The organism is Curtobacterium sp. Curtsp57, assembly GCF_047324335.1.
GTDB lineage: Bacteria > Actinomycetota > Actinomycetes > Actinomycetales > Microbacteriaceae > Curtobacterium.
The window spans coordinates 157,150-183,902 of record NZ_CP168511.1 but is presented as its reverse complement, the minus strand read 5'-3'; the positions used below and the strand labels follow the sequence as shown (position 1 = coordinate 183,902).

At 72.3% G+C, this 26,753-nt stretch carries 28 protein-coding genes; 16 read left to right on the top strand and 12 right to left on the bottom strand.

What is annotated here, in order from left to right; all coding sequences use genetic code 11:
- Positions 1-48: 48 nt before the first annotated feature.
- Genes ACEN9V_RS00830 through ACEN9V_RS00820 form a run of 3 tightly spaced genes read left to right on the top strand, consistent with a single transcriptional unit; the run spans position 49 to position 2,692 of the window.
- A complete protein-coding gene (locus ACEN9V_RS00830; RefSeq protein WP_413601763.1) occupies positions 49-870 on the top strand; it encodes an arginase family protein in 822 nt (273 codons plus the stop codon).
- A gap of 58 nt (positions 871-928) precedes the next feature.
- Positions 929-2,332, top strand: a complete 1,404-nt coding sequence (locus tag ACEN9V_RS00825) for a dihydrolipoyl dehydrogenase family protein (RefSeq protein ID WP_413601762.1) — start codon at positions 929-931, stop codon at positions 2,330-2,332.
- 3 nt (positions 2,333-2,335) lie between these two features.
- Positions 2,336-2,692 carry a Fe-S oxidoreductase gene (locus tag ACEN9V_RS00820; protein WP_413601761.1) on the top strand — a complete coding sequence of 119 codons (357 nt, stop codon included), beginning with the start codon at positions 2,336-2,338 and terminating at the stop codon, positions 2,690-2,692.
- A gap of 243 nt (positions 2,693-2,935) precedes the next feature.
- On the opposite strand, the gene ACEN9V_RS00815 is transcribed toward ACEN9V_RS00820, so the two are convergent.
- Positions 2,936-3,727, bottom strand: coding sequence for an ABC transporter ATP-binding protein (locus ACEN9V_RS00815; protein WP_413601760.1), 792 nt, complete (start codon positions 3,725-3,727; stop codon positions 2,936-2,938).
- A gap of 20 nt (positions 3,728-3,747) precedes the next feature.
- Entirely contained in the window at positions 3,748-4,641 is an 894-nt protein-coding gene (locus tag ACEN9V_RS00810) for a siderophore-interacting protein (RefSeq protein ID WP_281264773.1), read from the bottom strand.
- Positions 4,642-4,706: 65 nt separating this feature from the next.
- Here ACEN9V_RS00810 and ACEN9V_RS00805 point away from each other — a divergent pair, with 65 nt between their 5' ends.
- From ACEN9V_RS00805 to ACEN9V_RS00780, 6 genes are read left to right on the top strand one after another with little or no spacing between them, the layout of a single operon-like run.
- Positions 4,707-5,648 (top strand): alpha/beta fold hydrolase, encoded by a 942-nt coding sequence (locus ACEN9V_RS00805; protein ID WP_413601759.1) that lies wholly within the window; start codon positions 4,707-4,709, stop codon positions 5,646-5,648.
- Between the two features lie 57 nt (positions 5,649-5,705).
- The gene (locus ACEN9V_RS00800; protein ID WP_413601758.1) at positions 5,706-7,220 is read left to right on the top strand and encodes an ABC transporter substrate-binding protein; all 1,515 of its coding nucleotides are present in this window, start codon (positions 5,706-5,708) and stop codon (positions 7,218-7,220) included.
- Between the two features lie 20 nt (positions 7,221-7,240).
- Complete coding sequence (locus ACEN9V_RS00795; protein WP_413601757.1) at positions 7,241-8,191, top strand: ABC transporter permease; 951 nt, start codon at positions 7,241-7,243, stop codon at positions 8,189-8,191.
- Entirely contained in the window at positions 8,188-9,120 is a 933-nt protein-coding gene (locus tag ACEN9V_RS00790; protein WP_413601756.1) for an ABC transporter permease, read from the top strand. The genes ACEN9V_RS00795 and ACEN9V_RS00790 overlap by 4 nt, the downstream gene beginning before the upstream one ends.
- Positions 9,117-9,935: an ABC transporter ATP-binding protein gene (locus ACEN9V_RS00785; protein WP_413601755.1), complete on the top strand. Its 819-nt coding sequence runs from the start codon at positions 9,117-9,119 to the stop codon at positions 9,933-9,935. Before ACEN9V_RS00790 ends, ACEN9V_RS00785 begins: the two co-directional genes overlap by 4 nt.
- Entirely contained in the window at positions 9,932-10,711 is a 780-nt protein-coding gene (locus tag ACEN9V_RS00780) for an ABC transporter ATP-binding protein (protein ID WP_413601754.1), read from the top strand. Before ACEN9V_RS00785 ends, ACEN9V_RS00780 begins: the two co-directional genes overlap by 4 nt.
- 339 nt (positions 10,712-11,050) lie before the next feature.
- Here the strand turns inward: ACEN9V_RS00780 and ACEN9V_RS00775 are convergent, their stop codons facing one another.
- Positions 11,051-12,490, bottom strand: a complete 1,440-nt coding sequence (locus ACEN9V_RS00775; protein WP_413601753.1) for an amidase — start codon at positions 12,488-12,490, stop codon at positions 11,051-11,053.
- Between the two features lie 78 nt (positions 12,491-12,568).
- Between ACEN9V_RS00775 and ACEN9V_RS00770 the strand changes: the two genes are divergently transcribed.
- The 3 genes from ACEN9V_RS00770 to ACEN9V_RS00760 are packed head-to-tail and all read left to right on the top strand — an operon-like array spanning position 12,569 to position 14,635.
- Complete coding sequence (locus ACEN9V_RS00770; RefSeq protein ID WP_413601752.1) at positions 12,569-13,234, top strand: YigZ family protein; 666 nt, start codon at positions 12,569-12,571, stop codon at positions 13,232-13,234.
- Between the two features lie 10 nt (positions 13,235-13,244).
- A complete protein-coding gene (locus ACEN9V_RS00765) occupies positions 13,245-13,766 on the top strand; it encodes an AAA family ATPase (RefSeq protein WP_413601751.1) in 522 nt (173 codons plus the stop codon).
- Positions 13,763-14,635: a phosphotransferase family protein gene (locus ACEN9V_RS00760; RefSeq protein WP_413601750.1), complete on the top strand. Its 873-nt coding sequence runs from the start codon at positions 13,763-13,765 to the stop codon at positions 14,633-14,635. The genes ACEN9V_RS00765 and ACEN9V_RS00760 overlap by 4 nt, the downstream gene beginning before the upstream one ends.
- A gap of 85 nt (positions 14,636-14,720) precedes the next feature.
- On the opposite strand, the gene ACEN9V_RS00755 is transcribed toward ACEN9V_RS00760, so the two are convergent.
- On the bottom strand, positions 14,721-15,458 hold the full coding sequence (locus ACEN9V_RS00755) for a sulfite exporter TauE/SafE family protein (RefSeq protein ID WP_413601749.1): 738 nt from the start codon (positions 15,456-15,458) through the stop codon (positions 14,721-14,723).
- A 21-nt stretch (positions 15,459-15,479) separates the two neighbouring features.
- Positions 15,480-16,364 (bottom strand): oxidoreductase, encoded by an 885-nt coding sequence (locus tag ACEN9V_RS00750; RefSeq protein WP_413601748.1) that lies wholly within the window; start codon positions 16,362-16,364, stop codon positions 15,480-15,482.
- Positions 16,365-16,378: 14 nt separating this feature from the next.
- Between ACEN9V_RS00750 and ACEN9V_RS00745 the strand changes: the two genes are divergently transcribed.
- Positions 16,379-18,022 carry an ABC-F family ATP-binding cassette domain-containing protein gene (locus ACEN9V_RS00745; RefSeq protein ID WP_413601747.1) on the top strand — a complete coding sequence of 548 codons (1,644 nt, stop codon included), beginning with the start codon at positions 16,379-16,381 and terminating at the stop codon, positions 18,020-18,022.
- Between the two features lie 20 nt (positions 18,023-18,042).
- Positions 18,043-18,945, top strand: coding sequence for a L,D-transpeptidase (locus ACEN9V_RS00740; protein WP_413601746.1), 903 nt, complete (start codon positions 18,043-18,045; stop codon positions 18,943-18,945).
- Here the strand turns inward: ACEN9V_RS00740 and ACEN9V_RS00735 are convergent.
- Together ACEN9V_RS00735 and ACEN9V_RS00730 are read right to left on the bottom strand one after the other, a co-directional pair.
- Positions 18,938-19,483, bottom strand: coding sequence for a gluconokinase (locus tag ACEN9V_RS00735; protein ID WP_413601745.1), 546 nt, complete (start codon positions 19,481-19,483; stop codon positions 18,938-18,940). The two genes, ACEN9V_RS00740 and ACEN9V_RS00735, sit on opposite strands and share 8 nt — an antisense overlap.
- On the bottom strand, positions 19,480-20,982 hold the full coding sequence (locus tag ACEN9V_RS00730; protein WP_413601744.1) for a GntP family permease: 1,503 nt from the start codon (positions 20,980-20,982) through the stop codon (positions 19,480-19,482). The genes ACEN9V_RS00735 and ACEN9V_RS00730 overlap by 4 nt, the downstream gene beginning before the upstream one ends.
- Positions 20,983-21,183: 201 nt before the next feature.
- Between ACEN9V_RS00730 and ACEN9V_RS00725 the strand changes: the two genes are divergently transcribed.
- Positions 21,184-21,888, top strand: coding sequence for a FadR/GntR family transcriptional regulator (locus tag ACEN9V_RS00725; protein WP_413601743.1), 705 nt, complete (start codon positions 21,184-21,186; stop codon positions 21,886-21,888).
- Between the two features lie 110 nt (positions 21,889-21,998).
- Here the strand turns inward: ACEN9V_RS00725 and ACEN9V_RS00720 are convergent, their stop codons facing one another.
- The 5 genes from ACEN9V_RS00720 to ACEN9V_RS00700 form a co-directional block, all read right to left on the bottom strand.
- The gene (locus ACEN9V_RS00720) at positions 21,999-22,625 is read right to left on the bottom strand and encodes an N-acetyltransferase family protein (RefSeq protein WP_413601742.1); all 627 of its coding nucleotides are present in this window, start codon (positions 22,623-22,625) and stop codon (positions 21,999-22,001) included.
- Between the two features lie 58 nt (positions 22,626-22,683).
- On the bottom strand, positions 22,684-23,370 hold the full coding sequence (locus ACEN9V_RS00715) for a uracil-DNA glycosylase (RefSeq protein ID WP_413601741.1): 687 nt from the start codon (positions 23,368-23,370) through the stop codon (positions 22,684-22,686).
- A gap of 8 nt (positions 23,371-23,378) precedes the next feature.
- The gene (locus tag ACEN9V_RS00710) at positions 23,379-24,098 is read right to left on the bottom strand and encodes a Type 1 glutamine amidotransferase-like domain-containing protein (RefSeq protein ID WP_413601740.1); all 720 of its coding nucleotides are present in this window, start codon (positions 24,096-24,098) and stop codon (positions 23,379-23,381) included.
- Positions 24,095-24,625 (bottom strand): phosphoribosyltransferase, encoded by a 531-nt coding sequence (locus tag ACEN9V_RS00705; protein ID WP_281264794.1) that lies wholly within the window; start codon positions 24,623-24,625, stop codon positions 24,095-24,097. The genes ACEN9V_RS00710 and ACEN9V_RS00705 overlap by 4 nt, the downstream gene beginning before the upstream one ends.
- A 91-nt stretch (positions 24,626-24,716) precedes the next feature.
- A complete protein-coding gene (locus ACEN9V_RS00700; protein WP_413601739.1) occupies positions 24,717-25,493 on the bottom strand; it encodes an SDR family oxidoreductase in 777 nt (258 codons plus the stop codon).
- An 86-nt stretch (positions 25,494-25,579) separates the two neighbouring features.
- On the opposite strand from ACEN9V_RS00700, the gene ACEN9V_RS00695 reads away from it, so the two are divergent.
- Positions 25,580-26,671, top strand: a complete 1,092-nt coding sequence (locus ACEN9V_RS00695) for an acyltransferase family protein (RefSeq protein WP_402728921.1) — start codon at positions 25,580-25,582, stop codon at positions 26,669-26,671.
- The last annotated feature ends 82 nt before the right edge of the window (positions 26,672-26,753 follow it).

Genomic DNA, 26,753 nt, shown 5'->3' with positions numbered 1-26,753 from the left:
CGGCCACGCACTGCGGACGACGCCGGACCCGCCTGACAGACTGAGGAGATGCAGTTCCTCGTCGTCGGTCAGTGGCAGGGTTCGGCGTCGTCGCGTGCGATGCGCCTCGGCGACGGTGCCGCAGCCATAGCAGCCGATCTCCCCCGCACCGCGACCACCGTCGTCGACGTCCCGACCGGGGCCGGCGACCGACTCGAGACCGCGCTCGCTCGCTACACCTCCGTGCTCCACGTCGCGGAGCGCGTGGCGGAGGAGACCGCGATCGCATCCGAACCGGTTCTCGTCATCGGTGGCGACGGGTCGAGCGCACTCGGTGGCAGCGTCGCCCTCGAGCCAGGCACCGCATTCGTCCGGATCTCGGGGTCGAGTGGCTACCGGGCGCTGAACCGTGCCCAGCCGATCGCCGCAGAGACCGCCGCGCTCCGGATCCTGGTCGACCGTCCGACCGAGCTCTTCCCGTCGCTGCCGACCGTCCCTCCCGCGTCCGTTGTGCTCGCCGGCACGCGGGGCATCGACGAGGCCGAGGCGAACGCCGTCACCAGGGCGGGCATCGCGCACCTGGACGTCGACGCGGCCACTCCCGACGCGATCGCCGCCGCGGTCGAGGCGACCGGTGCCGACTCCGTCTACGTGCACGTCGATCTCGACGTCCTCGACCCGTCCGAACTCGACGGGCTCCTGGAACCCGTTCCGTTCGGCATCGACGGTGCGGCGCTCGTCGAGCGGATCCAGGCGGCCACGCGCGGACGCCGGCTGGTCGGTGCGGCGCTCACCGGCTTCGCGCCGGTCGACCCCGACCGTGCCGTGGACGACATGGGCGTCATCCTGCGGGCCGTCGGTGCCCTGAGTGCGGCCGCCCGGGTGGCGTAGCCCGGGGGACGACCAGCACTCGGTCCGGTTCCATGCCGCTCCGCGTACGCTCGGCCGCATGACGGACTACGACCTCATCGTGATCGGCGCCGGCGCTGTCGGCGAGAACGTGGCGGACTACGCCCACAAGCGCGGCCTCTCGGTCGCGATCGTGGAGGCGGAACTCGTGGGCGGTGAGTGTTCGTACTGGGCGTGCATGCCCTCGAAGGCGCTCCTGCGCAGTGGCCACGCGCTCGCGGCGGCGAAGCGGCTCGCCGGTTCGGCAGAGGCGGTCACGGGCTCGCTCGACGCCGCGGCGGTCCTCGCACGGCGCACCTCCTTCACGAGCGACTGGAAGGACGACGGGCAGGTCTCCTGGCTGGAGTCCGCCGGCATCGACCTCGTCCGCGGCCACGCCCGCATCACCGGCCCGAAGACCATCGAGGTCGACGGCACCACCCACACCGCCCGTGCGGCCGTCGCCGTCGTCACCGGCTCGCTGCACGCGCTGCCGGACGTCCCAGGGCTCGCGGACGCGAAGCCGTGGGGCACCCGGGAGGGCACGAGCGCCCGGTCGGTGCCGGAGAGCCTCCTGGTCATCGGTGGCGGCGTCGCCGGCACCGAGCTCGCGACCGCGTGGGCGTCCCTCGGCGCGAAGGTCACCCTCGTCGCTCGCCACGGGCTGCTGGGTGGGATGGAGCCCTTCGCCGGGGAACTCGTCGCCGACGCCATGCGCGAGTCCGGGATCGACGTCCGCACGGGCGTGAACCCGACGCGCGTCGACCGTGACGAGCACGGACTGGTCACCACGACCCTCGACGACGGCACCACGGTCATCACCAGCGAGGTCCTCGCGGCCACCGGGCGCACGCCGCACACCGCCGACCTCGGGCTCGAGTCCATCGGGCTCACCGCGGGTGACTGGCTCGACGTCGACGACACGATGCTCGTGACGGGGACGGACTGGCTGTACGCCGTGGGCGACGTCAACCACCGCGTGCTCCTCACCCACCAGGGCAAGTACCAGGCGCGTGCCGCCGGCGAGGCGATCGCCGCGCGGTACCAGGGCACGCCGCTGCACACCGAGCCGTGGGGCGCGCACGTCGCCACCGCCGACCACGCCGCGGCACCGCAGGTGACCTTCACGGACCCGGAGGTCGCGAGCGTCGGCCTGACCGAGGCGAAGGCGAAGCAGCAGGGGCTGAACGTCCGCGCCGTCGAGTACGAGCTCGGGAACATCGCGGGCGCCGCCCTGCAGGCGGACGGGTACACGGGTCGCGCGAACATGGTCGTCGACGAGGACCGCGGGGTCGTCGTCGGCATGACCTTCGTCGGCCAGGACGTCGCGGAGATGCTGCAGGCCGCGACGATCGCGGTCGTCGGAGAGGTCCCGCTCGACCGCCTGTGGCACGCCGTCCCCGCGTACCCGACGATGAACGAGATCTGGTTGCGCCTCCTCGAGACCTACGGCCGCCCGGAGTAGCGGATGCGCAACCCGCTGCTCGACTCCCCCGTGTCGTGGGCGGGCTGGGCGTTCGCGACACTCGTCGGGTTGTCGATCGGCGTGCCGCTGTCGACCGGCCCGATCCGCCGCGTCGACGGGCTGGTCGTGTGCTCTGGGCTGCCGCGGTGGGTGTTCCGTCGCGGCGGCACGTGCGTCGGGTCGGTGTACCTCACCAGGGACAACGACGGCGACCGGGTGCTCCGGCACGAACGCGTCCACGTGTCGCAGTGGCGCCGGTACGGCATGCTCATGCCGTTCCTGTACGCGATCGCCGGCCGCGATCCACTGCGCAACCGCTTCGAGATCGAGGCGGGCCTGGAGGACGGCGGCTACCGCTAGTCCGCCCCCGCCCCTGCCCGCGCCAGCCCCGCGCCCGCCCGCGAGTGCCCGCGAGTGGTCGTGACTCGCCGCTCGCGTTCGTCGAGTGGCCGCGAACTGTCGTCCGCCCGGCTGTACGACGACGATCTTCGACCACTCGCCGAAGCTGAGCGGGGTGTTGTGGCCAGTCGGGGCACACCAGTCGGGACACACGTGGCCACACCCTGCCGTGCATCTCGACGAGAACGCCGCGCGCAGCGCGCCTCAGCGCGGGCGGCGCGGGACCACGAGGGGCGTGCCGGTCTCGGGGTCGGGGACGACCACGCACGGCAGCCCGAAGACGTCCTCGACGAGGTCCGCCGTCAGGACCGACGCCGGCGGACCGGACGCGACGATCGACCCCGCCCGCATCGCGATCACGTGCGTGGCGTACCGCGCGGCCTGGTTGAGGTCGTGCAGCACCGCGACGACGGTCCGACCGGCCGCGTGCAACGTCGACGCGAGCTCGAGCACGTCGTACTGGTGCGCGATGTCGAGGAACGTCGTGGGTTCGTCGAGCAGGACGATGTCGGTCTCCTGCGCGAGCACCATGGCGATCCACACCCGCTGCCGCTGCCCACCGGAGAGCTCGCCGACTGCCCGGTCGGCGAGCGACACCGTGTCCGTCTGCTCGAGGGCACGCTGCACGGCGATGCGGTCGGAGCCGGACGTCGGGTGCAACAGGTCCTGGTGCGGGAAGCGTCCGCGGGACACGAGGTCGCGGACGGTGATCCCGTCGGGCGCGATCGGGGTCTGCGGCAGCATCGCCACGCGGCGCGCGACGGCCTTCGGGCGGAACGACGAGATGGGTGCACCGTCGAGGTAGACCGTGCCGGCGGTCGGCTTGAGCGTCCGCGCGAGTGACTTCAGCAGCGTGGACTTCCCGCACGCGTTCGGTCCGACGATGACGGTCAGCTCCCCGTCGGGGATGTCGACGTCGAGTCCGTCCACGACGACCCGGTCGTCGTAGGCGAGTGTCAGACCCCTGGCACCAAGCGCCGTGGCCGGAGCAGCCACCGACGACGGAGCCGCGGCGCTCAGTTCTCGGCCTTGCCGTGCCGCCAGTACCCCATGAACGCGACCTGCTTGCGGTCGAGCCCGACGCCACGCACGAGGTGCCGCCGGAGCTCCTTGATGCACCCGGCTTCCCCGGCGATCCAGGCGTAGAGCTGCGAGTCGGTCACGGGCGGGATGTCCCAGAGGACCTGCTGGTCGACGTCCACGTCCACCAGCTCGTCCGAGGAGGAACAGGCACCACCGGCCACCGCCGTCGACGCCCACGCGTGCACCTGGTCCGTCATCCGCACGCCGTGGGATGCGCCGTTCCGGGCGATCCAGCGGACCTCGACCCCGGCGGGCGCGGTGACCGGCAGCCGGTCGGCATCGGTCGGGACCTCGATGAAGACGTGTCCGACGGTGCTGACGTCGAGGGCTTCGAGGATCGCGCAGATGGCCGGAGCGGCGGTCTCGTCGCCAGCGAGCAGGATCCGGTTCGCGGAACCGGGCGCGAACTCGGCGGCACCCGTCGGCAGCTCCGCCGGTGACGACGGCACCGCGGGTCCGACGATCCGGAGCTCGTCGCCGACCCGGCACGACGACACCCAGCGCGACGCGGGACCGGCGTCGCCGTGGGCGACGAAGTCGATGTCGAGTTCGTGGGCGTCCGGGCGGAACGAGCGCACCGTGTAGGTGCGGAGCGGGTTCCGCGCCTCGTCGGGCAGCGCACGCCAGGCCGCGTACCAGTCCTCGCCGTCCGGCAGGTCCGTGAACCCGAGCCCGGGGATCGGCAGGACGACCTTGATCCGCTGGTCGAGCCCGACCGAGGAGAACGCGCCGAGCTCGTCACCGGTCAGCGTCACCCGGACGAAGTGCGGAGTGAGCGAGGTGACGGCTGCCACGCGGACGGAGAAGACACGGTACCGGGCTGCCACGATTCGAGTATGGCATGCCTTACCTAACGACTCCAGGGCGGCGACCACCTGCGAGACTGACGCTCGTGCCCGATTCCGACGACGAATTCCGCGACCTGGCCGACCTCGCCCGCGCGAGCGGCGTGGCGGAGCCGCTCCGAGCCTCCCGGCAGGAGATCCGGACCACGACGGGAGGCGCCGTCTCCGCGATCCGGTGGCAGGATCCGGCAGTGCCGGGCCGGGAGGCTCGGATCACCTACCTGCACGGGCTCGGGATCGACGCCCACAGTTTCGACCAGACGGCGATCGCCGTCGGCCAGCCGGCCGTCGCCCTGGACCTCCCGGGCCACGGCCGGTCGGCATGGCGGGACGACGCCGACTACGCGGCGTCCGCGACCGCACCCACCGTCCTCGCCGCCATGGACGCGCTCGACGTGCCGCCGGGGGTCCTCGTCGGGCACTCCCTCGGTGCGATCCTCGCGGCGCGCATCGCCGCCACCGCTCCGGAACGCGTCACCGGACTCGTGCTCGTCGACATGTCCCCGGACTTCGCCCAGCGTGCCGTGGACCGGATCGCCCGGGCGCTGGAGTCGGAACCGCCGTTCACGTCCCTCGACGAGGTCGTCGACCGGGCGATCGAGGCCCGTGTCGGTGACGATCGTCAGGTCCTCCTCCGCGAGGCCCGGCACACCACCCGGCTCGGTCAGGACGGCACGCTCGTCCGACGGCACCACTTCCCGCACCTGCCGGAGGGACGGACCTCGTCGGTGGGTCGGTTCGCGGACGCCTGGCCCGACCTGGAGTCACTCGAGGTCCCGATCCTGCTCGTCCGCGGCGACCGGGGCTACGTGTCCCCGAAGCTGGTGACCACGTTCGCGGAACGACTCCCCGACGCGACGATCGTCACGGTCGAGGCACGCCACGCGGTGCAGACGCAGGCACCGCTCGAGCTCGCGGCGGCGATCCGGGAATGGGCGACTCGTAACGGTTTGTTGCACGGGATCGAAGAAACCCCCGCGCGCCGGTAGCCTCTTCCGAGCGCGCGCGACGACCGTCGCTCCAGCGCCGGAAGGAACCCACAACCCATGAGCTTCTCCCTCCCCCGCAGCAGCCGCCGTCGCACCGCGATGGTCGCGACCACCGTGGCACTCGTCACCGGCATCGCGCTGGCGGGCTGCGCCGGATCCTCGAACGAGACCGGCGGCACCGACGCCACGGTCCGGGTCGGCCTGGTCCTCGAGCCCACGAGCCTCGACATCCGCACCCAGTCGGGCGCTGCGCTCGACCAGGTCCTCATCGACAACGTGTACCAGGGCCTCGTCGGACGCACGGCCGACGGTGACGTCCGCGACGTGCTCGCGGCGAAGCACGAGGTGTCGAGCGACGGCCTGACGTACACGTTCACGCTCCGCAAGGGCACCACCTTCCAGGACGGCAAGCCCGTCACCGCGGACGACGTCGTCTGGTCGCTGCAGCAGGTCAAGGACAACGCGTCCTACGTCGACTCGGCGAAGCTCGCGAACGTGTCGTCGATCGCGTCGCCGTCGGCGGACACCGTCGTCCTGAAGCTGTCGAAGCCGGACTCCGACCTGCTCTGGAACCTCACCGGGCGCTCGGGCCTCGTGCTGGAGAAGGCGGCGAAGAACGACCGCTCGGACACCGCGAACGGCACCGGACCGTACGAGGTCGCGAGCTGGAAGCAGGGCGACTCCCTGACGTTCGAACGGAACGCGGACTACTGGGGCACGAAGGCGAAGGTCGCGAAGATCGTCTTCCGGTACATCACGCAGCCCTCGACGGCCGTGAACGCGATGGCGAACGGCGACCTCGACGTGCAGACCGCCGTCGACGGCACGCTGAAGAGCCAGCTGCAGAACTCGTCCGACATCACGCTCCACACGGGCAAGACGACCGACAAGTACACGCTCGCGTTCAACGACAAAGCGGCGCCGTTCACCGACAAGCGGGTGCGCCAGGCGATCCGGCAGGCGATCGACTCCAAGGCGATCATCAAGGCCATCGGTGGCACGGGCGTCGAGCAGGGCGGCCCGATCCCCCAGCTGGACCCGGGCTACGAGGACCTGACGGACATCGACGCGCACGACCCGTCGAACGCGAAGAAGCTGCTGGCCGAGGCCGGCTCCCCGGAGCTCGACCTCACGCTGACGTACGCGAACATCTACCCGTCGACCATCGGCGACGTGCTGAAGTCGCAGCTCGCCGACGTGGGGATCAGCTTGACGGTCAAGCGCGTCGACTTCGCCACCTGGCTCTCGCAGGTCTTCGAGAAGAAGGACTTCCAGCTCTCGATGGTCGACCACGTCGAGGCCCGTGACTTCGGCAACTGGGCGAACCCGGACTACTACTTCGGGTACGACAACGCCGAGGTGCAGCAGCTCTACGCAGACTCGGTCGCGGCGACCAGTGCGGACGAGAAGGCGGCCGACCTCCGGAAGGCGGCGAAGATCGTCAGCGAGGACGCGGCCGGCGAGTGGCTGTACACGTCGACGTCGATCACGGCCGTCCGGAAGGGCGTCACCGGGGTGCCCTTCGACGGCACGAACTCCCGCTTCGACCTCTCGAAGCTCGCGGTGAAGTAGCTGCTGACTAGCATCGACTCGTGACCCGGTTCCTCGTCGGGCGACTGCTGCTGCTCGTCGTCGGTCTGCTCGTGGCGAGCATCATCATCTTCGCCACGCTCCGCGTGCTGCCCGGCGACGTCGCGCAGATCGTCGCCGGCACGCAGGCCACCCCGGCGCAGGTCGAGGAACTCCGGCAGCAGCTGGGCCTCGACCGCCCCGTGGTGGTGCAGTACCTCGACTGGATCGGCGGCGTGTTCCGCGGGGACCTGGGTCGGTCGCTCGTCACCGACGGCGCGGTCGCCCCGGAGATCACCGAGAAGCTCGGCGTGACGCTCCCCCTCGCTGGCATGTCCCTCGCCGCCGCCCTCGTGCTCGGCGTCCCGCTCGGGGTCGTCGCAGCCGTGCTCCGTCGACGGGCGGGCGGTGCGGTCATCGCCTTCGTCGCCCAGGCGGTCGCCGCGGTCCCGATCGTGTGGGCCGGGATGTTGCTCGTCGCGCTCTTCGCGGTGACGCTGCACTGGTTGCCGACGCAGGGCTTCCCGCTCGACGGTTGGTCGGAACCCGGACGGGCGTTCTCGTCGCTGGTGCTCCCCGCGCTGACGATCGGTGCGGTCGAGGGCGCCGTCATCCTCCGCTTCACCCGCTCCGCCACACTGTCGGTGCTCGACGCCGACCACGTCCGGACGGCTGCGGCGATCGGGCTGACCCGGAACGGCGCGCTCGTCCGGCACGGCCTGCCGAGCGTGGCGCTCACCGTGCTGGCGGTCCTCGGCGTGCAGATCGCCGGGCTCCTCGTCGGTGCGGTCGTCGTCGAGCAGCTGTTCTCGCTGCCGGGCGTCGGCCGGATGCTCGTGACCGACGTCGGTCGCCGCGAAATCACGAAGGTGCAGTCCGAACTGCTCGTCCTCACCGGCCTGGTGCTCCTGGTCGGCTTCGCCGTGGACGTCGTCCACCGTGCGCTCGACCCCCGACAGCGGGAGGCGTCGTGACGGCCTTCCGCCGCATCCTCGCCCGGCCGACGGGCGTGTTCGCCGTCGTCGTGCTCGGCCTGCTCGTGGTGCTCGCGGTCGTGTCCCTGTTCTGGACGCCGGAGAACCCGTTCCGCACCGACCCGTTCCACCAGTGGGAGCCGCCGAGCGGCGCGCACTGGTTCGGCACCGACGGGGTCGGGCGCGACATCGCGAGCTACCTGCTCGCCGGCACCCGCACCACCGTCATCGTCGCGGTCGGGTCCGGGATCATCGCGAGCGTCGTCGGCATCGTGCTCACGGCGATCGGGGCGCTCACCGCGCGGTGGGTGCGCGAGGGCATGGCCGTGCTCCTCGACATCCTGGTGGCCTTCCCCACGCTGCTCACGGCGATGCTCCTCACCGCGATCTTCGGCGGGTCGCTCGGCGTCGTCATCGCGTCCGTCGGCCTGGCGTTCGGCGTGACGATCGCCCGCGTCGCCCGCGGGGAGATCCGTCGCATCGCCAGGAGCGACTACGTCGTCGCGGCCAAGGCGTCCGGCGTCGGTCCGTGGGGCGTGCTCGTCCGGCACCTCGTCCCGAACGCCGCGCCGCTCTTCACCGTGCAGCTCTCGCTCGCGATGGCGACCGCGGTCCTCGCCGAGGCGGGCCTGTCCTACCTCGGCTACGGCGCGGGCTCCGGGACGGCGTCGTGGGGCAGCCTGTTGTCCGACCTGCAGACGTACATCGGCGTGCACCCGTGGAGCGCGACGTGGCCGGGTGCGGCGATCGCCCTCGTCGTGGCCGCGCTCTCGCTGCTCGGCGACGCCATCCGCGACGCCTCCGACCCGCGCCTGACGACGGGCGACGCCGCGCGGGACGCCACGCGGGACGCCGATCGTGCACCGGGCACCGAACCTGTGCCTGGCACGGACTCCGCACGGGTGACCGGGACCGAGGGGATCGCATGACGCCCACCGACGCGACCAGCGCGGCGACCACCGACGCGACCGCGGCCGGCGGACTGGAGGTGCGTGACCTGTCGGTCCGCATCACGGGGCGGACGGTCCTGGACCGCGTGTCGTTCACCGTGCCTCCCGGCCGGCGTGTCGGCGTGATCGGCGCATCCGGATCCGGCAAGTCCATGACGTCGCTGGCGCTGATGGGCCTGGAGCCGAGCGGCGCCGACGTGACCGGCAGCATCCGGCTGGACGGCGAGGAGCTCGTCGGGATGCCCGACCGGTCGCGTGCCGCGTTCCGCGGCGCGCGGATCGGCATGGTGTTCCAGGAGCCGGGCACCGCGCTCGATCCGCTCCGTCGCGTCGGGAAGCAGATCGCCGAGCCGCTCCGACTGCACCGCGGACTCGACCGGCGGGCTGCCGACCGCGCCGCGGTCGAACTCGCCCAGCAGGTCGGGCTCCCGGACCCCGTCTCGCTGCTCCGGCAGTACCCGCACCAGCTCTCCGGTGGGCAGCGGCAGCGCATCTGCATCGCGATGGCGATCGCCGGCCGGCCGGACCTCCTCGTCGCCGACGAACCCACGACGGCGCTCGACGTCACGACCGAGGCGCGGATCCTCGACCTGCTCGAGGGACTCGACGTCTCCGTGCTGTTCGTGACGCACGACCTCGCCGTGCTCGCCCGGATCGCGGACACGGCCGTCGTGCTCGACGCCGGCCGGGTCGTCGAGACGGGAACGGTCGCCGACCTCCTCGCTGCCCCGCAGCACCCCGCCACGCGAGCACTCGTCGATGCCGCCCGCGCCACCGCGAGGAGGACCCCGTGACCGCCCTGGAAGCAGTCGGACTGCACCGCACGTACCGACTCCCCCGCCGCGGCCCGTTCGAGCCCGGCCCGGTCCGCACCGCCGTGGACGGCGTGGACCTGACGGTGCCCGACGGTGCGCGGCTCGGGATCATCGGGGAGTCCGGTTCCGGCAAGTCGACCCTCGTCCGCCTGCTGGCCGGACTGGAGGCCCCTTCCGCAGGCACCGTGTCGGCCGGCGGTCGGCCGGTGGTCGCGTCCGGGTCCGCGGCCGCGATGCGCTGGTTCCGTCGCGAGACCGGGGTGGTGTTCCAGGACCCGTACTCGTCGCTGGACCCGCGGATGCGCGTGGGGGCGATCGTCGGGGAGCCGCTGCGGGCGCTCCGGATCCCGGGGTCGCACGCGGCGCTCGTGGCGTCGGCGCTGTCGCGGGTGGACCTGCCCGCCGACGCTGCCGACCGGTACCCGCACGAGTTCTCGGGTGGGCAGCGGCAGCGGATCGCGATCGCCCGGGCGGTGGTGCACGGGCCGCGGATCCTGTTCGGGGACGAGCCGATGAGTGCCCTCGACGTGGTCGTCCGCGCGCGGGTGATCGACCTGTTCCACTCGCTCGCCGCGGAGCTCGGGCTGACGCTCGTCCTGGTGTCGCACGACATCGGCGTGGTGCAGCGGCTGTGCGACTCGGTCGCGGTGATGTCGGCCGGGCGGATCGTCGAGCACGGTCCGGTGTCCCTGCTCGACGCCCCGGCGCACCCGCTGACCCGCGCGCTGGTCGACGCCGCCCCCACGCTCCCGTAGGGCGGGCCGGGCCGGGCCGGGCGCGCCCCGCCGCTGGTCCCTCGCCCACTGGCCCCTCGCCCACTGGTCCCTCGCCCACTGGTCACAACACCCCGCTCACGTACGTCGAGTGGTCGGACGTCGTCGGCCGCGCGCAGCGCAGACGACGGCCCCCGACCACTCGACGATCTACCAACGGGATGTCGTGACCAGTCACGAGCCGACCCGACCGGCGGGGAGCCGAGACCGGCGCGGCGGGAGCACCTGACACGGGCCGGACGGGAGGGTCGGCGCGGGGCCGCCACGAGCCTCCCGTCTGGGTGCGTCCGCGGGCGGGGCCGGTGCCGGTGCCGACCGGCCTCACCACACCGGCGGGTGCCGCCGCTGCCAGCGGATGCGCCGCTCGAGCTGCGCGCCGAGCGCCAGCAGCGTGCGCTCCCCACCCGGCCGGCCGATGAGCTGCACGCCCATCGGGAGCCCACCACCGTCCGGGTGCGTGTCCTCGGTCACCCCGACCGGCAGCGTGATCGCCGGGAGCCCCGCCACGTTCGCCATCGACGTCCACGGTGAGTACGCGCACTGGCGGCGGAAGTCCTCCTCGGGGTCCTCGCCGTACCAGCCGAGCGGACGCGGCGTGAGCGCGAGCGTCGGCGTGACGACGGCGTCGAATCGGTCGAACGCACCGATGAGCGTCGTCGAGAACAAGTCGAGCGCCGTCATCGCGTCGAGGACCTGCGTCCCCGTCAGCGCCCGGCCCCTGGCGAGCAGCCAGGAGACCAGCGGGGTGAGCGCGGACAGGTCGATGCCGGGGACGGACGGCAGCCGCGCGGCAGAGCTCTCCCACGCGACCCGGAACGCCGACGCGTACGGCACGCGCGGCATCGCGACGTCCTCGATGCCGTGGCCGAGCTCGCCGAGCACCCGGAGTGCGGTGTCCACAGCCGCCCGTGCCGCCGGATCGACCACGACGTCGACCGTGTCGTCCCACGGCGACCCGTCGAGCACGCCGAGGACGAACCGCCCCTCGCCTCGCACGGCCGCCGCGGTGAAGGGTCCGTCACCGACGTCCGGTGTGACGAGCGCGTACGGCGCGGGCTCGTCGAGGCCCGTCGGCGCCACGAGCGCGTCCAGGTACATGCCCGCGTCCGCGACGGAGCGCGTCAGCGGCCCGGCCACCGAGAGCCCGCCCACGCCCGAGCGCCCGGGCAGCGACGGTACGCGGCCCCGGCTCGGCTTCAGCCCGACGAGGCCCGTCGCGGCAGCGGGGATCCGCACCGATCCCCCGCCATCCGACCCGACCGCCGCCGGCAGCAGTCCCGCCGCGACCGCGACCGCCGCGCCGCTCGACGACCCACCAGGAGCCCGGCTCGTGTCGTACGGGTTGCGCGTGACACCACGCGCCGTCTCGGACGACGACGACATCCCGAACTCCGGGCTCGCCGTCTTGCCGAGGCTCACCGCACCGGCGGCGTCGAGCGCCGCCACGAGCGGGTGGTCGGCCGTCGCCGGCCGCTCCGGCAACGACGCCGTCCCGGATCCGGTGGGCACGCCGGCGCGGTCGTACAGGTCCTTGTCGCCGGACGGGAGGCCCCACAACGGTCTCGACGTCGGCACCAGGTGGCCGAGACGGTCGGCTCGTTCGCGCGCAGCGTCCGCGGTGACCGTCACGAAGGCACCGAGTCCCGGGTCCAACCGCTCGATGCGGGCGAGGAAGTGCTCGGTCGCTTCGCGGGCCGTGGTGTCGCCGCGGCGGATCCAGTCCCAGAGTTCCTGCGCGGAGAGGTGGTGGAGTTCGAACACGGTTCCCGAGCCTATTCGCCCTGGTCCTCGTCCCTGCCTGCAGCTGAGCCGTACCCCTCGCGCGGGTACGCTCGACGGGTGAGCCGCCGCTACCCGTCCACGATCGCGGCCACGGTCGAGCACGAGATCGTCATCACGAAGTCGCGGTTCATCACCACCGTCGTCCCGGTGTCCGACCCGGACGCGGCGGACCAGGCGATCGCCGAGGTCCGGAAGCGGTTCTGGGACGCGCGACACAACTGCACCGCGATGGTGACCGGCGTCCTCGGTGACCAGGCGCGCTCCTCGGACGACGGCGAACCGTCCGGCACCGCTGGCGTGCCGATGCTCGAGGTCCTGCGCCGCCGCGAACTGACCGACGTCGTGGCGGTCGTGACGCGGTACTTCGGCGGCGTCAAGCTCGGTGCAGGCGGACTCGTCCGCGCGTACTCGACGTCGGTGTCCGAAGCACTCGACCGAGCCGAGACCGTCCGCCGCGAAGCCCTGACGTCGGTGACCGTGGACGTCCGGCACGCGGATGCCGGGCGGGTCGACAACGTGCTGCGCGACTGGGTGCGGCACCACGGTTCGACGCTGGCGGAGACCAGGTACGGGACGGCCGCGACCTTCGAACTGTGGGTCCCCGCCCCGGCGATCCCGACCCTCGTGGCGGACCTCGCAGCCACGTCGGCCGGCACGCTCGCCCCGGTCGTCGGTGCCGAGCGGATCGTCGACGTCCCGGCTTCCCGACCCGCGTCGCGCTAGCGTCGGTGCCGTGATCGTATGGCTGAACGGCACGCACGGGGTGGGCAAGACGACGACGGCCGCGCTCGTCCGGGACCTCCTGCCCGGGTCGCACGTCCTCGACGCCGAGAAGGTGGGCGAGACGCTCATGGACGTCTCGCCACCGCTCCCGGACCTCGACGACTTCCAGCACTGGGACCCGTGGCGTCCGCTCGTCGTCGAGACCGCCCGTCGGGTACTCGACTACACCGGCGGGACGCTCGTGATGCCGATGACGGTGCTGGTCGAGGCGTACTGGCGCGAGATCAGCGACGGACTCGCCCGGTACGACGTCCCGATCCGGCACTTCGTGCTGCACGCCGAGCCGGAGACGCTCCGGGCGCGGATCGACGGCGACGAGGTGCTCGGGCCGTCCACGTTCCGGCACAGTCGCGTCGACCGGTACGCGGCGGCGTTCGAGGCGTGGTTGGGCGACGCGGCCGAGGTGGTCGACACGACCACGACCCCGGCGCCGGAGGTCGCCCGGACGATCGTGGAACGCGTGCGCCGATGACGACGGACCGCGCCCAGGCCGAGGCAGCGCTCCGCGACGCGTCGGCCGTGACGGGACGGCGCTGGCACCTCGCGGAACGGCTCGACGGTGGTCGGCAGACCGGCGCCTGGCTGGTCCGCGCCGAGGACGACTCCGCTGCCGTCCTGAAGACGACGGCGGACGCGGAGTGGGCGGTGCGGATCGTCGCCGCCCGGCACGCGGTCGACGTCGCTCGGCACGCGGGCTACCCGACGCCGGCGTGGCTCGCGTCCGGGACGACCGGAGCGGGCATCGGCTACCAGGTCCAGGAGTGGTGCCCAGGGCACACGACCGACGACGTGGACACGGCGACGGCGGAGGCGTTGATCGCGGTCGTCGAGTCGCAGGCCGGGATCGACCCGTCGCCGGAGCACTGCTGGACGGACTTCCTGCAGGAGCAGATCGGAGCGGGTCGGGAACGGCTCCGCGCGGAGTCCGGCGCGCCCTGGCCGATGCTCGACGTCTGCGACCGGCTCCTCCGGGACGCGGACCGCGCCACGTGGCCGCGCACGGACATGGTGCACGGGGACTTCCGGCCGGCCAACGTCCTGTTCGACGGCGGCTCGGTCAGCGGCGTGGTCGACGTCGAGGCGATCGGCAGCGGGCCGCGAACGTTCGACCTCGCGACGCTGCTGAGCCACGACCGGGTCGACCAGGACGCGCTCGTGCGCATCGTCGCCGCTGGGACGGACGCTGCCGAACCGGTGGTGTTCCGCGCTTGCGTGGCCGTGGTGTTCCTTGACCTCCTGCGGTTCAGCCGACGCGACGAGCACTCGACCGCTGATGGTCGCGCTCGGCAGCGCCGCCTGCTCACCGAGCGCGCGGAGTGGATCGAGCTGCTGACCCGGTGATCCCGGCGTGCCGGCGGACGCCCGACTGACGCGGTGATCCCGGCGAGCCTGCGGGCGTCCGGCTCTGGCATGGAACGGTCCCGCGTCACGCCTCGAAGAACAGGTACACGGCCAACACGAACCCGCAGACGGCGATCGCGATGCGCAGCGGCGTCGGCGGGACGCGACGCGCGACGCTCGGTCCGATCAGGCCACCGAGGACCGCCCCGATGCCGAGGGGCCACACCATCGCCCACACCACGGTCCCGGACAGGGCGAACGCCACCGCTGGCAGGACGTCCGCCGCGAGCAGGAGCACGTTCTTCAGCGCGTTCGCCCGGTGCAGCACGGGCTCCCCGTCCAGGAGCATGACGGCGATCATGAGCACGCCGGACCCCGCGCCGAAGTACCCGTTGTAGAGCGAGACCGCCGAGACGCTCGTCGTCGCGACCCCTGGCCGCATCGTGGCCGATCCGCGCCGCCGGTCGATCCACGGCTGCGCCAGGAGCAGCACCGACCCGGCCGCCACGAGGAACGGCACGATCCGGTCGAACAGGTGCGACGGCGTGAGGAGCAGCAGCACCGCGCCCGCCGCGGAGACGATCACCGTGATCGGCATCCACCGCCGCAGGGTCGGGCCGTGTCCGACGAGGTCCGCGCGGGCGCGCAGGGCGGAGCTCGCACCACTGCCGAGCAACGCGACCGAGTTCGTGACGTTCGCGGCGAGGGGCGGCACACCCACGGCGAGGAGCGCGGGGTAGGCGACGAGCGACGTGATGCCGCCAGCGGTGCCGATCACGCCGGCGAGGACCCCGGCGACGAGCAGGAACACCGCGGTCAGCACACCGGAGATCCTGCCACGGGATCAGCCCGGTCCGTCACTCGCGGCGGCGAGGAGCGGCACGAGCACGTCGCTCACGGGTGTCGCGATGCCGTGGGCCGCTCCGAGTCGCTGCACCACGCCGTTCCGCACGTCCCACTCGAGCGGGTTCCCCGCGATCCGGTCGGCGAGGATCGAGGTCCCCATGTCGGCGGGCGAGCCACGGAACTGCTCGACGAGTGCGTCGGGCACGTCGTCGCCGAGGTCCGCCCCCTCCGCACGGGCGACGAGCAGGCACTCCCGCAGGTAGTCGTGCGCGAGCCGCGCGAGGTCGTCCCGCGCGAACATCCCGGCGCGACGCCCGGTGAGGACCATGAGGCCCGCGACGGCGTTCTGCAGGAGCTTCCGCCACGCGACACTCGTGAAGTCCTGCGCGACGTCGACCTCGACCCGCGTGCCGTCCATCGCGCGCAGCAGGGCTCCGGTACCCGGCCCGTCCGGCAGGGTCAGCCGCGGCGTCGCACGGAGCCAGACGGTGCCGTCGTGCTGCGTCTCGGCCGGGAACCAGACCACCGACGGCACGACGTCGGCACCAGCGACGTGCGGCGCGAGGGAACGGACCTGCTCGACCCCGTTCTGCAGCACACAGACCACGGTGCCCGGTCGGCAGAGCGCGGCGAGCCAGGGTGCGCAGGCCCGTACCTGGGTCGCCTTCACGGCGAGGAGCACGACGTCAACGGGATCCGCCACGGCTCGCGGGTCGGTCTCGACGGGCCCTGGCACCACGATCCGCCCGGACACGTCCACGAGCTCCAGGTGGTCCCGAGCCGTCCGACCGAACAACAGCGGCGTCCGACCGGCGTCGTGCAGTGCTGCGGCGACGACGGTCCCGATGGCTCCCGGCCCGACCACGGCCACTGATGCGTCCATGGGACGATTGCACCATGACCGCCACGCTCGTCGTCAAGGGCCTCGCCGGCGGCTACGCCGCACGCACACTGTTCGAGGGGCTCGACCTCACGGTCGCCCCCGGGGACGTGATCGGCGTCGTCGGCGTGAACGGCGCCGGCAAGTCCACCCTGCTGCGGCTCCTCGCGGGCGTCGACGAGCCGCTCGCGGGCACCGTGTCGCTCGCCCCGGCCGACGCGTTCGTCGGCTGGCTGCCCCAGGAACACGAGCGGGTCGCCGGGGAGACCGTGACCGGGTACCTCGGACGACGGACCGGCTGCACCGCGGCGACCGCGGAGATGGACACCGCCGCGGCTGCCCTCGGGGACCCGGATGCCCCGGCCGACGCCGCCGACCGGTACTCCACCGCGCTCGACCGGTGGCTCGCGTCGGGCGCGGCCGACCTCGACGAGCGCGTCCCGGCCGTCCTCGCGGACCTCGGGCTGACCGTGGACACGGACGCGCTCATGACGTCGCTGTCCGGCGGTCAGGCCGCACGGGTCGGACTGGCCGCGCTGCTGCTGTCCCGATTCGACGTCGTCCTGCTCGACGAACCCACCAACGACCTCGACCTCGACGGCCTGGCGAAGCTGGAGGCGTTCGTCACGGGCCTCCGCGGCGGGGTCGTCCTCGTCAGCCACGACCGGGAGTTCCTCGCCCGGTCGGTCACCGGCGTCCTCGAGCTCGACCTCGCGCAGTCGTCGAACCGGCTCTTCGGCGGCGGCTACGACGCCTACCTGGAAGAACGCGAGATCGCCCGTCAGCACAAGCGGGACGCCTACGACGAGTACGCGTCGACGAAGGCGGATCTGGTGTCACGGGCCCGGACGCAGCGGGAGTGGTCGAGCCAGGGCGTCCGGAACGCGATGAAGAAGGCACCGGACAACGACAAGATCCGGCGCAAGGCGGCATCGGAGTCGAGCGAGAAGCAGGCGCAGAAGGTCCGCCAGATGGAGTCCCGCATCGCACGCCTCGACGAGGTCGAGGAACCCCGCAAGGAGTGGCAGCTCGAGTTCACGATCGGCCAGGCGCCGAGGAGCTCCGCGGTCGTGGCGACCCTGTCGGACGCAACGTTCACGCAGGGCGACTTCACGCTCGGTCCGGTGTCGCTACAGGTCGACGGCGGCGACCGAATCGGCATCACCGGCCCCAACGGCGCCGGCAAGTCGACGCTGCTCCGCGCACTGCTCGGCAAGCAGTCGCCGACGACCGGGACGGCGAGCTCCGGGTCGAGCGTCGCGGTCGGCGAGATCGACCAGGCCCGCGGGCTGTTCACCGGCACGGAGCCCCTCGCCGCGGTGTTCGAGGGCCTCGTGCCGGAGCTGGCCACCGCCGAGGTCCGGACCCTGCTCGCCAAGTTCGGTCTCAAGGCGGACCACGTGGGCCGCGCGGCCGGCGAGCTCTCACCCGGCGAACGCACGCGCGCCGGCCTCGCGCTGCTGCAGGCCCGCGGCGTGAACGTCCTGGTCCTCGACGAGCCGACGAACCACCTCGACCTCCCGGCGATCGAGCAGCTCGAACAGGCACTCGACTCGTACGACGGCACGCTGCTGCTCGTCACGCACGACCGGAGGATGCTGGAGACGGTCCGGCTGGACCGCCAGTGGCGCGTCGAGTCCGGCCGCGTCACGGAACGCTAGGACCGGACAGGAGGCCCGTGGTGCGACGGCGGACGTGGATCGTGGCGAGTGTGGCCGGTGCTGCCCTCATCGGTACCGTCGTGTGCGTCGGGCTCGCCCTGGTACCGGACCGCGACCAGGCGAGCCCACCGACGACCGCCGCCGCCCGGCGGCCGACGCCGACGCCGACCCTCGCCGCCGTGCCCGCGGCACCGTCGGCGGCGGAACTCGCGGCCCTGCCGCTCGCGTTCCACGACGCGGTGATCCCCGCGCTCCTCGACGGCTCGGACGTCCACCCCGAGAACGGCTGGCAGATCGCGACCCCGAACGAGCAGCTCGTCGCGCTGTACGCCAGCCCGGACGCCGACGCTGCGCCCATCGGGACGCTCTCGGCGACGGTGTCGACGGTGGAGCTCCCCGCCGCCACGGCCGTGTGGGGTCGCTCCGCCGGCGTCGACGGCGGGATGCTGCTCGTGTCGACCCCGGCCCGGAACCGCACGCCGGGTGACGGTGGCGTGCCCGACGCCCCGAGTGCGACGTTCGCGTGGGCCCGCGCCGCCGACTTCAGCATCGTAGACACGGACCGGACGATCCGGGTCGACGTCGCGGCGGACACCGTCTCGGTCGTGGCGCGGAGCGGCCAGGTCGTGGCGAGCGAGCCAGCACGGCTCGGCACACCGGACGACCCGACCCCGACCGCCACGGCGACCTACGTCGAAGCGGCATACGTCGACGCGCGGGTGACCTACACGCAGGGCAACCCGATCATCCTGACCGGCGCGCACTCCTCCCGCATCCCGTCGTACGGGGGGAACGCCGCACTGACGGCGCTGCACTTCTACCCGGACCCGACCGGCAGCTCGCACGGATGCGTGCGGATCTCCGCCGAGATGACGAAGACCCTGGCGGCGCTGCCGGTCGGTACCCCGATCCAGTTCACCTGACGCCGGGTTCGAGCCCCAGTCGCTCGATCACCTCGTCGCGCTCCTCCTCCGGCGTGCGGTCGGCGGCGACGGTGATGTGCGCCTCGTCGTCCTGCGGCGGCTCCAGGGTCGCGAGCTGCGACGCCAGGAGCGACGCCGGCATGAAGTGCCCCGACCTGGCCGTCATCCGGTCCTCGATCAAGGAGTTGTCGCCGGCGACGTGCACGAACACCACGCCGGGCGCCCGGAGGACGTCACGGTACGAGCGCTTCAGTGCCGAGCACGTGACGACACCGTTCGTCCCGGAGTCCAGGTGGTCGCGGATCCAGCTCGCGACGACCTCGAGCCACGGCCAGCGGTCGTCGTCGTCGAGCGGGATACCGGCGTGCATCTTGTCGACGTTCGCCTGCGGGTGCATCGCGTCGCCCTCGGCGAAGTCCCACCCGAGCCGCTTCGCGACCATCTCGGCCACGGTCGACTTGCCGGACCCGGAGACCCCCATCACGACGAGGACGCGGGCGTCGAGTGCGTTGTCGGTACTCAATGGACGAGTGCTCATCGGATGAACACCCCCGCGAGCAGGACGCCGAGCAACCCGAACACCGAGATCAGGCACTCGAGCACCGTCCACGTCTTGAACGTCTGCCCCACCGTGGTGTTGAGGTACCCCTTCACCAGCCAGAACCCGGCGTCGTTGACGTGCGACAGGAACACCGAGCCCGCGCCGATCGCGAGCACCAGGAGCGACACCACCGGCGACGACAGGTCCTGCGCGATCGGTGCCATGATGCCGGCAGCCGTGACGGTCGCGACCGTGGCCGAACCGGTGGCGACACGGACCAGCGCCGAGACGACCCATGCGACGAGGAGCACCGAGATCCCGGAGTCCTTCACGGCGTCGGCGATCACCCCGCCGATCCCGGTGTCGATCAAGACCTGCTTGAACCCACCGCCCGCGCCGACGATGAGCAGCACGCCGGCGACGGGCGGCAGCGCGCTCTCGAGCGACCGGGACACGGCCGAGCGGTCCATGCCGCCGCCGATCGCGAAGAAGACGATCGCGTACAGCGCCGCGAGTCCGATCGCGACCATCGGCGAACCGAGGAAGTCGAGCAGGCTCACCCAGGCGCCAGCGGCGTCGGGCATCGTCGCCTCGCGGATCGCCTGCGCGAGCATGAGGACCACCGGCAGCAGGATGCCGATCAGCGCGACCGCGAACGACGGGCTGCGCGGTTCGCTGATGACGCGGGTGAAGTCGCTCTTGCCGTTCGGCAGGGACGCGGTGTCCTGCGTGGCGGGGCCGCGCCGGGCCTCCCGTCCTTCGTGAGCCGGGTCGCTGCCACGCGAGCCGAACAGGTCGGGTGCCGGGATGTCGACCCAGCGGGCCGCGAAGCGGGCGAAGACCGGGCCGGCCAGGATGATGACCGGGATCGCGAGCACGATGCCGAAGGCGAGTGTCGTGCCGAGGTTCGCGCCGACCGTCGAGATCGCGACGAGCGGGCCGGGGTGCGGCGGGACGAACGCGTGCATCGTGGACAGACCGACGAGGGCGGGGACGGCGATCTTCATGATCGGCACGTCGCTGCGCTTGGCGACGAGGACGATGATCGGGATGAGGAGCACCAGGCCGACCTCGAAGAACATCGGCAGGCCGATCAGCGCGCCGATGAGCGCCATCGTCCACGGCAGCGCCGCCTTCGACGACTTCCGGACGAGGGTGTCCACCACCCGGTCCGCGGCGCCCGAGTCGACGAGCATCTTGCCGAACATCGACCCGAGCCCGACCAGGATGCCCACGCTCGTCATGGTCGCGCCGAAACCGACGCCGAAGCTCGTCACGGCCTTGTCCGGTGCCAGTCCCGCGCCGATGCCGACGCCGACCGCGCCGACCGTCAGCGCGATGAACGGGTGGATCTTGAGCCACGTGATCAGGACGATGATCACGACGATGCCGATGAGCGCCGCGATCACGAGCTGCGAGACCGGACCGGACGGATCGACCGTGTCGGTGCCGGCAGCGAGCACGGTGCTCGCGCTGGTTGGTGCGAGGTGAGGCATCTGCGCCCCTTCCTGGAGACGCTTCCGCGCGGCTCCGTCGCCTGGTTCCGGGCTTCGATGCCGTTCGGAGCGACATCGAATAATCTGATTAATCAGACTATACGTCGGTCTTCCGCGCGGCACACACCCGTCGGGGCAGTCTGCCGGTCTGATGGAGCACACGTCGCGCCCGGTGCGCGATCCGTACTGCATGGAGGAACGATGAGCACGCCCCGCGGACTGCACGCCCAGGTGCTCGACACCCTCGGTCAGCGGATCGTGTCCGGCGCATCGCCAGCGGGAGTCGTGCTGCGTCCTGAGGAGATCGCGACCGAGTTCGGCGTGTCGCGCTCCGTCGTGCGCGAGGCGCTCCGCGTCCTGCAGTCACTCGGACTCGTCGAGCCGCGACAGCGCATCGGGACCCAGGTGCTGCCCGTGACGTCGTGGGAGCTGCTCTCGCCGTCGGTCATCCGGTGGAGAGGTCTCTCCGACGGCTACTTCGTCCAGCAGCGCGAACTCCTCGAACTCCGGCTCGGGATCGAGCCCGTCGCGGCGTCGCTGCTCGCCGGGCGTGGGGCCGAGGCCGGGGCTCCGGTGCTGGCCGCGGCGCTCGAGATGGTCGCCGCGGCGGCGAGCGGGGACGGCCGCGCCTACCTCGAGGCGGACGTCCGCTTCCACCGCGCGCTCCTCACCGGGTCGGGCAACGCCGTGTTCGGGCACTTCGCCGGCACCGTCGAGGCGCTCCTCCGCACCCGCACGTCGGAGTCGCGCGACACGATCACGCGGTGGACCGGCGCCGCTGCCGGTCGGCACGAGGCCGTCGGGCGGGCCGTGGTCGCCGAGGACGCCGACGCTGCCGCGGCCGCGGCGACCGCGATGGTCGGTGTGACGCGCGACGAGTTCGTCGCCGAGGCGCCGGGGCGCTGACGCGCGTCGCGGCCCCGAGACTCGGCGTCGCGGCCCCGAGACTCGGCGTCGCGGGCCCGAGACTCGGCGTGAGCGACCGATCTCGCGGCCCGGGGCCCGAGGAACGTCGCTCAGCCCGAGTCTCGGCTCCGGGTGCCGGCCCCGCGGCGCGTCCGCGGACCCCGCAGGCGGAGGCGCATCGTGACGGTCCCGAGCCACCGGTCGTACTTGTACCCGACCTTGCCCATGCGGCCGATCTCCTCGAAGCCGAGCCGTCGGTGCAACTTGATCGAGGCATCGGCTGACCGATCGGCGATGACCGCGACCACCTCCCGCACTCCGGCAGCACGGCACTCGTCGAGCAGCGCCTCCATCAGCGCGCGCCCGAGTCCCTTCCCGCCGGACGCCGGTCCGAGGTAGATCGAGTTCTCGACGACGTGGTTCGACCGGTCACGCGGGTTCCAGGGGTCGACGAGCGCGTACCCGAGCAACTGTCCAGACGGGTTCACCGCGACCAGGAATGGGAGCTTCCGCCGACGGATCTCGTCGTACCGCTGCTTCCACGAAGCGAACGTCAGCACGGCGCCGTCGAACGTCACCGACGAGTTCCGCACGTAGTGCGCGTGGATCTCGCGGATGTCCGGCAGGTCCGACGGCTCGGCGGCGCGGATCGACCAGGCGAACGCGGTCTCGGACGGCGCGGGCGCACGCAGGTGACGCGGCAGCACCCGCCGCTGGCGGTATTCCTCCTCGAGCACGATCACGAGCCTACGGGTCGCGTCCGGCAGGCGGTCGCGACACCGGCCTGGAGGCTCGTCACACCTGGGCGGGCAGCGTCCAGTCGACGGGGTCGGCACCCTGGGCGACGAGCAGCTCGTTCACCTGGGAGAACGGGCGGCTCCCGAAGAACCCGCGGGACGCGCTGAGCGGACTCGGGTGTGCCGACGCGACGATCGGCGTGTCCCCGAGGAACGGCCGGACGGACCCGGCCTGCGCGCCCCAGAGCACGGCGACGAGCGGGCGGTCCCGGGCGACGAGCGCGCGGACGGCCTGCTCGGTGACCCGCTCCCACCCCTTGCCGCGGTGGCTGCCGGCGTCCCCGGCACCGACCGTCAGCACGCGGTTGAGCAGCATCACGCCCCGCTCCGACCACGGACGCAGGTCACCGTGCACCGGCGGGGTGACGCCGAGGTCGTCGTGGAGCTCGCGGTAGATGTTCGCGAGGCTGCGCGGCACCGGACGGACCCCTGGGTCGACGGCGAAGGACAGGCCGATCGGGTGTCCTGGCGTCGGGTACGGATCCTGCCCGATGACCAGCACCTTCACCTGGTCGAACGGGTACTCGAACGCCCGGAGCACGGACGCGCCGGCGGGCAGGTACGGCCGCCCCGACGCCGTCTCCTCACGGAGCCACGCACCGAGTCGGTGGACGTCGTCCTCGACCGGGGCGAGGGCCTCCGCCCACCCGGGGTCGACCAGTTCGGCGAGCGGCTGCGCCTGCATCGGAGTCGCTACGCACCCATCGTGGCGACGGAGACCGACTCGTCGCCGGCGACCACGCGCCAGACACTGCCGGCTCCGCGGACCTCGAGCGCCCCCTCACCGACGACCAGGACGGTGTCCTCGTCGATGGCGAGTCCGGCGGTGACGAACTCGGCCTCGGCGCTGGCGATGAGCCGCGCGATCGTGCCGGCCTGCACGGCGTGCACGTCGATCGTCAGGTCCACGAGCCCGAGTCCTTCGCGGAGCTCGACCTCGTCGAGGCCCTCCGATGCTCCCTCGGGGCAGACCTCGACGCCACCGACGCGCCAGCCGCCGACGAGCGCACGGTCGGACGCGATCATCGCGCCCGCCGAGTAGCCGAGGTACGGCAGGCCGTCGGAGACGAGCAGGCGGATCTGGTCGACGAGCGGCGCGATCGCGTCGAGGTAGTCGGGCGTACGCCCGCCGCCGATGACCAGGGCGTCGATGTCGCTGAGGACCGCCGTGCTGAACGGCTGCCCAGGAGCGACCTCGGTCACGAGGACCTCCGCCGCGCGGGCACCGCCGAGGACCTCCGCGATGTCGGCGGTCGACGACGGGCTCGTGCCCGTGGCGTCGGCGACGGAGAGCAGCCCGATGCGCGGGACGGTGCGGCCGACGGCGGCGGAACGGGCGGTCGCCTCGGCGAGGAAGGGCGCAGCGGCGTCGGAGGCGGCGAACGGTCCGCCGCCGACGAGGTGGATGCTCACGACTCGGCCGTCACCGGTGCGAGGGCGCTCCACGGGAACGTGATCCAGCCGTCGACCCGTCGCCAGACGTGGTCGGGCTCGAGCACGGTGCCTGGCTTCGAGTACAGGCAGGCGCTCCGCACGTCGGCGCCGGCCTTCGCGATGATGTCGACGACGAGCGCGAGGGTGCGCCCGGAGTCGGAGACGTCGTCCACGACGAGCACGCGCTTGCCGGCGAGGCTGGGGGCGTCGAGCGCCGGCGCGAGCACGACGGGCTCGTCCAGACGCTGTTCGACGTCGGTGTAGAACTCGACGTTGATCGAGCCGCACTCCTTCGTGCCGAGCGCGTAGGCCACGGCACCGGCGATGATGAGCCCGCCACGGGCGACGGCCACGACGACCTCTGGCTCGAAGCCGGACGACAGGACGTCCTTCGCGAGGAGCCGAGCGGCGTCCCCGAACTCGAGCCAGCCGAGCACCTCGGGCCCGCTCGTCACGGTCACGACGGCCGGCGAGGAGGGCTCGGCGGGTTCGCTGCTGATCGGCATCCGTCCACGGTACCGGCAGGTACCCCGCCCCCGCGACCCGAGTTCCCCGCCCGGGCGCGTGCGGGGCGGAGAACCGCCGACGGCTGCCTGGTCAGGACTTGGGCGACAGGTGTCCGCGCGCCAGCTTGTGCTGGGCGGACTGCGCGACCGGACGGATCGTGACGAGGTCGAGGTTCACGTGCGCCGGCAGCTCCACCGCGTGCACGATCGCCTCGGCGACGTCGTCGGCCGTGAGCGGGTCCTCGACACCGTCGTAGACCGCCGCGGCCTTCGACTCGTCGCCGCCGAACCGCACGAGCGCGAACTCGTCGGTCTTCACGAGCCCGGGAGCGATCTCGACGACGCGGATCGGTTCGCCGTTCAGCTCCAGGCGGAGTGCACCGACCAGGGCGTGCTCGGCGGCCTTCGCGGCGTTGTACCCGCCTCCGTTCTCGTAGGAGACGAACCCGGCGGTGCTCGTGACGGTGACGATGTCGGCGCCGCCCGTGGCCGACGCACGCTGCCGGAGATGCGGGAGCAGCGCCGCGATCACACGCTTGGTGCCGATGACGTTGACCTCGAACATGGCGCGCCAGTCGTCGACGTCCGACTCCTCGACGGTCGCCGAGCCGAACGCTCCCCCGGCGTTGTTGACGAGCACGTCCGCGCCGCCGAGCTCCGCGACGCGCGTCGCCAGGCGCTCGACGTCGGCGGCGTCGGTGATGTCCGCCGTCAGCGTGTCGATCCCGAGCTCCGCGGCGAGCGCGTCGAGCCGGTCGGCACGCCGGGCGACGGCGAGCACGTCCCAGCCCCGTTCGCGGAACAGGCGGACGGTGGCCGCCCCGATCCCCGAGCTCGCTCCCGTGACGACCGCGCGTCGTGCTGCCATGTCCGTGCCTCCAGTGCTCCGTCGACGAATGTCACGACAACGGTACCCAGTACGGCGAAGGTCACGTTCCGGTAACGTCACGAGGGATGACCATGGACGCCGCCCCTCCCGCGCCCGCTGCGCCGATCACGAACCTCGAACCGGGTCGCGCGAAGCGGCGCATCCCGATGTGGGACACCGCGCGGTTCGTCGCCGTGACGCTCGTCGTCATCGGGCACGCGATCCAACGGCAGACCACGGCGAGCGAGCACGCCCTGGCGCTGTACACGTTCATCTACGCGTTCCACATGCCGGCGTTCGGTGTCATCAGCGGGTACTTCTCGTCCGCGGACACCCCCACGGCGAAGCGCATGCGTCGGACCATCACGGACATCGTGGTGCCGTACATCATCATGCAGACGATCTGGACCGTCGTGCAGTCACTCGTCGAGGGCGGCAAGAAGTTCAACCCGACCCAGCCGACCTGGACGCTCTGGTTCCTGCTCGCGCTGGGGATCTTCAAGCTGATCCTGCCGTACCTGGCGCAGCTGCGGTGGCCGCTGTTCTGGGCGGTCGTGTTCAGCATCGGCGTCGGGTACTTCGACAACGTCGACTCCACGCTGTCCCTCTCCCGCGCGATCAGCCTGCTGCCGTTCTTCCTCGTCGGCTGGCAGGTGAAGCAGTGGGGACTGTTCGACCGCTGGTACGAGGCGCCACGGAGGATCGTCGTCCGGCTCCGGATCGTGGCCGGTGCGGTGTTCGCGGCGTGGGCGGTCGCGTGCGCGGTGTGGATCCCGCAGTTCAAGGAGTTCGACCTGCACCACTGGTTCTTCTACGACGACTCGTACTCGGGTCTCGGCGAGGACGCGTGGTGGGCGGGTGCCGTGCGCTTCGGACTGATGCTCCTCGCCGCGCTGCTCACCGCGTCGTTCCTCCTCCTGGTGCCCAGGCGGAACGTCTGGATCACGCAGTTCGGCGCGGCGACGATGTACGTGTACCTGCTGCACACCTTCGTGCTCTACCCGGTGCGTGAGTCCGGCATCCTCGCCGGCCAGCACTCGGCGTGGCCGTACGTGCTCCTGATGGTCGCGTTCGCCTGTGCGGTGAGCCTCTTCCTGGCGCAGCCGTTCGTCAGGAGGGGCATGCGCTGGCTCCTCGAGCCGAACGTCCGCTGGCTGTTCCGGCGCGACCCCGCCTGACGCTCGTTACGTCACGAGACGGGTGCGGTGGTGTGGAACCGGCCACGTCCGTACCGTTGCCTCCGACGTGACGACGCGCCGA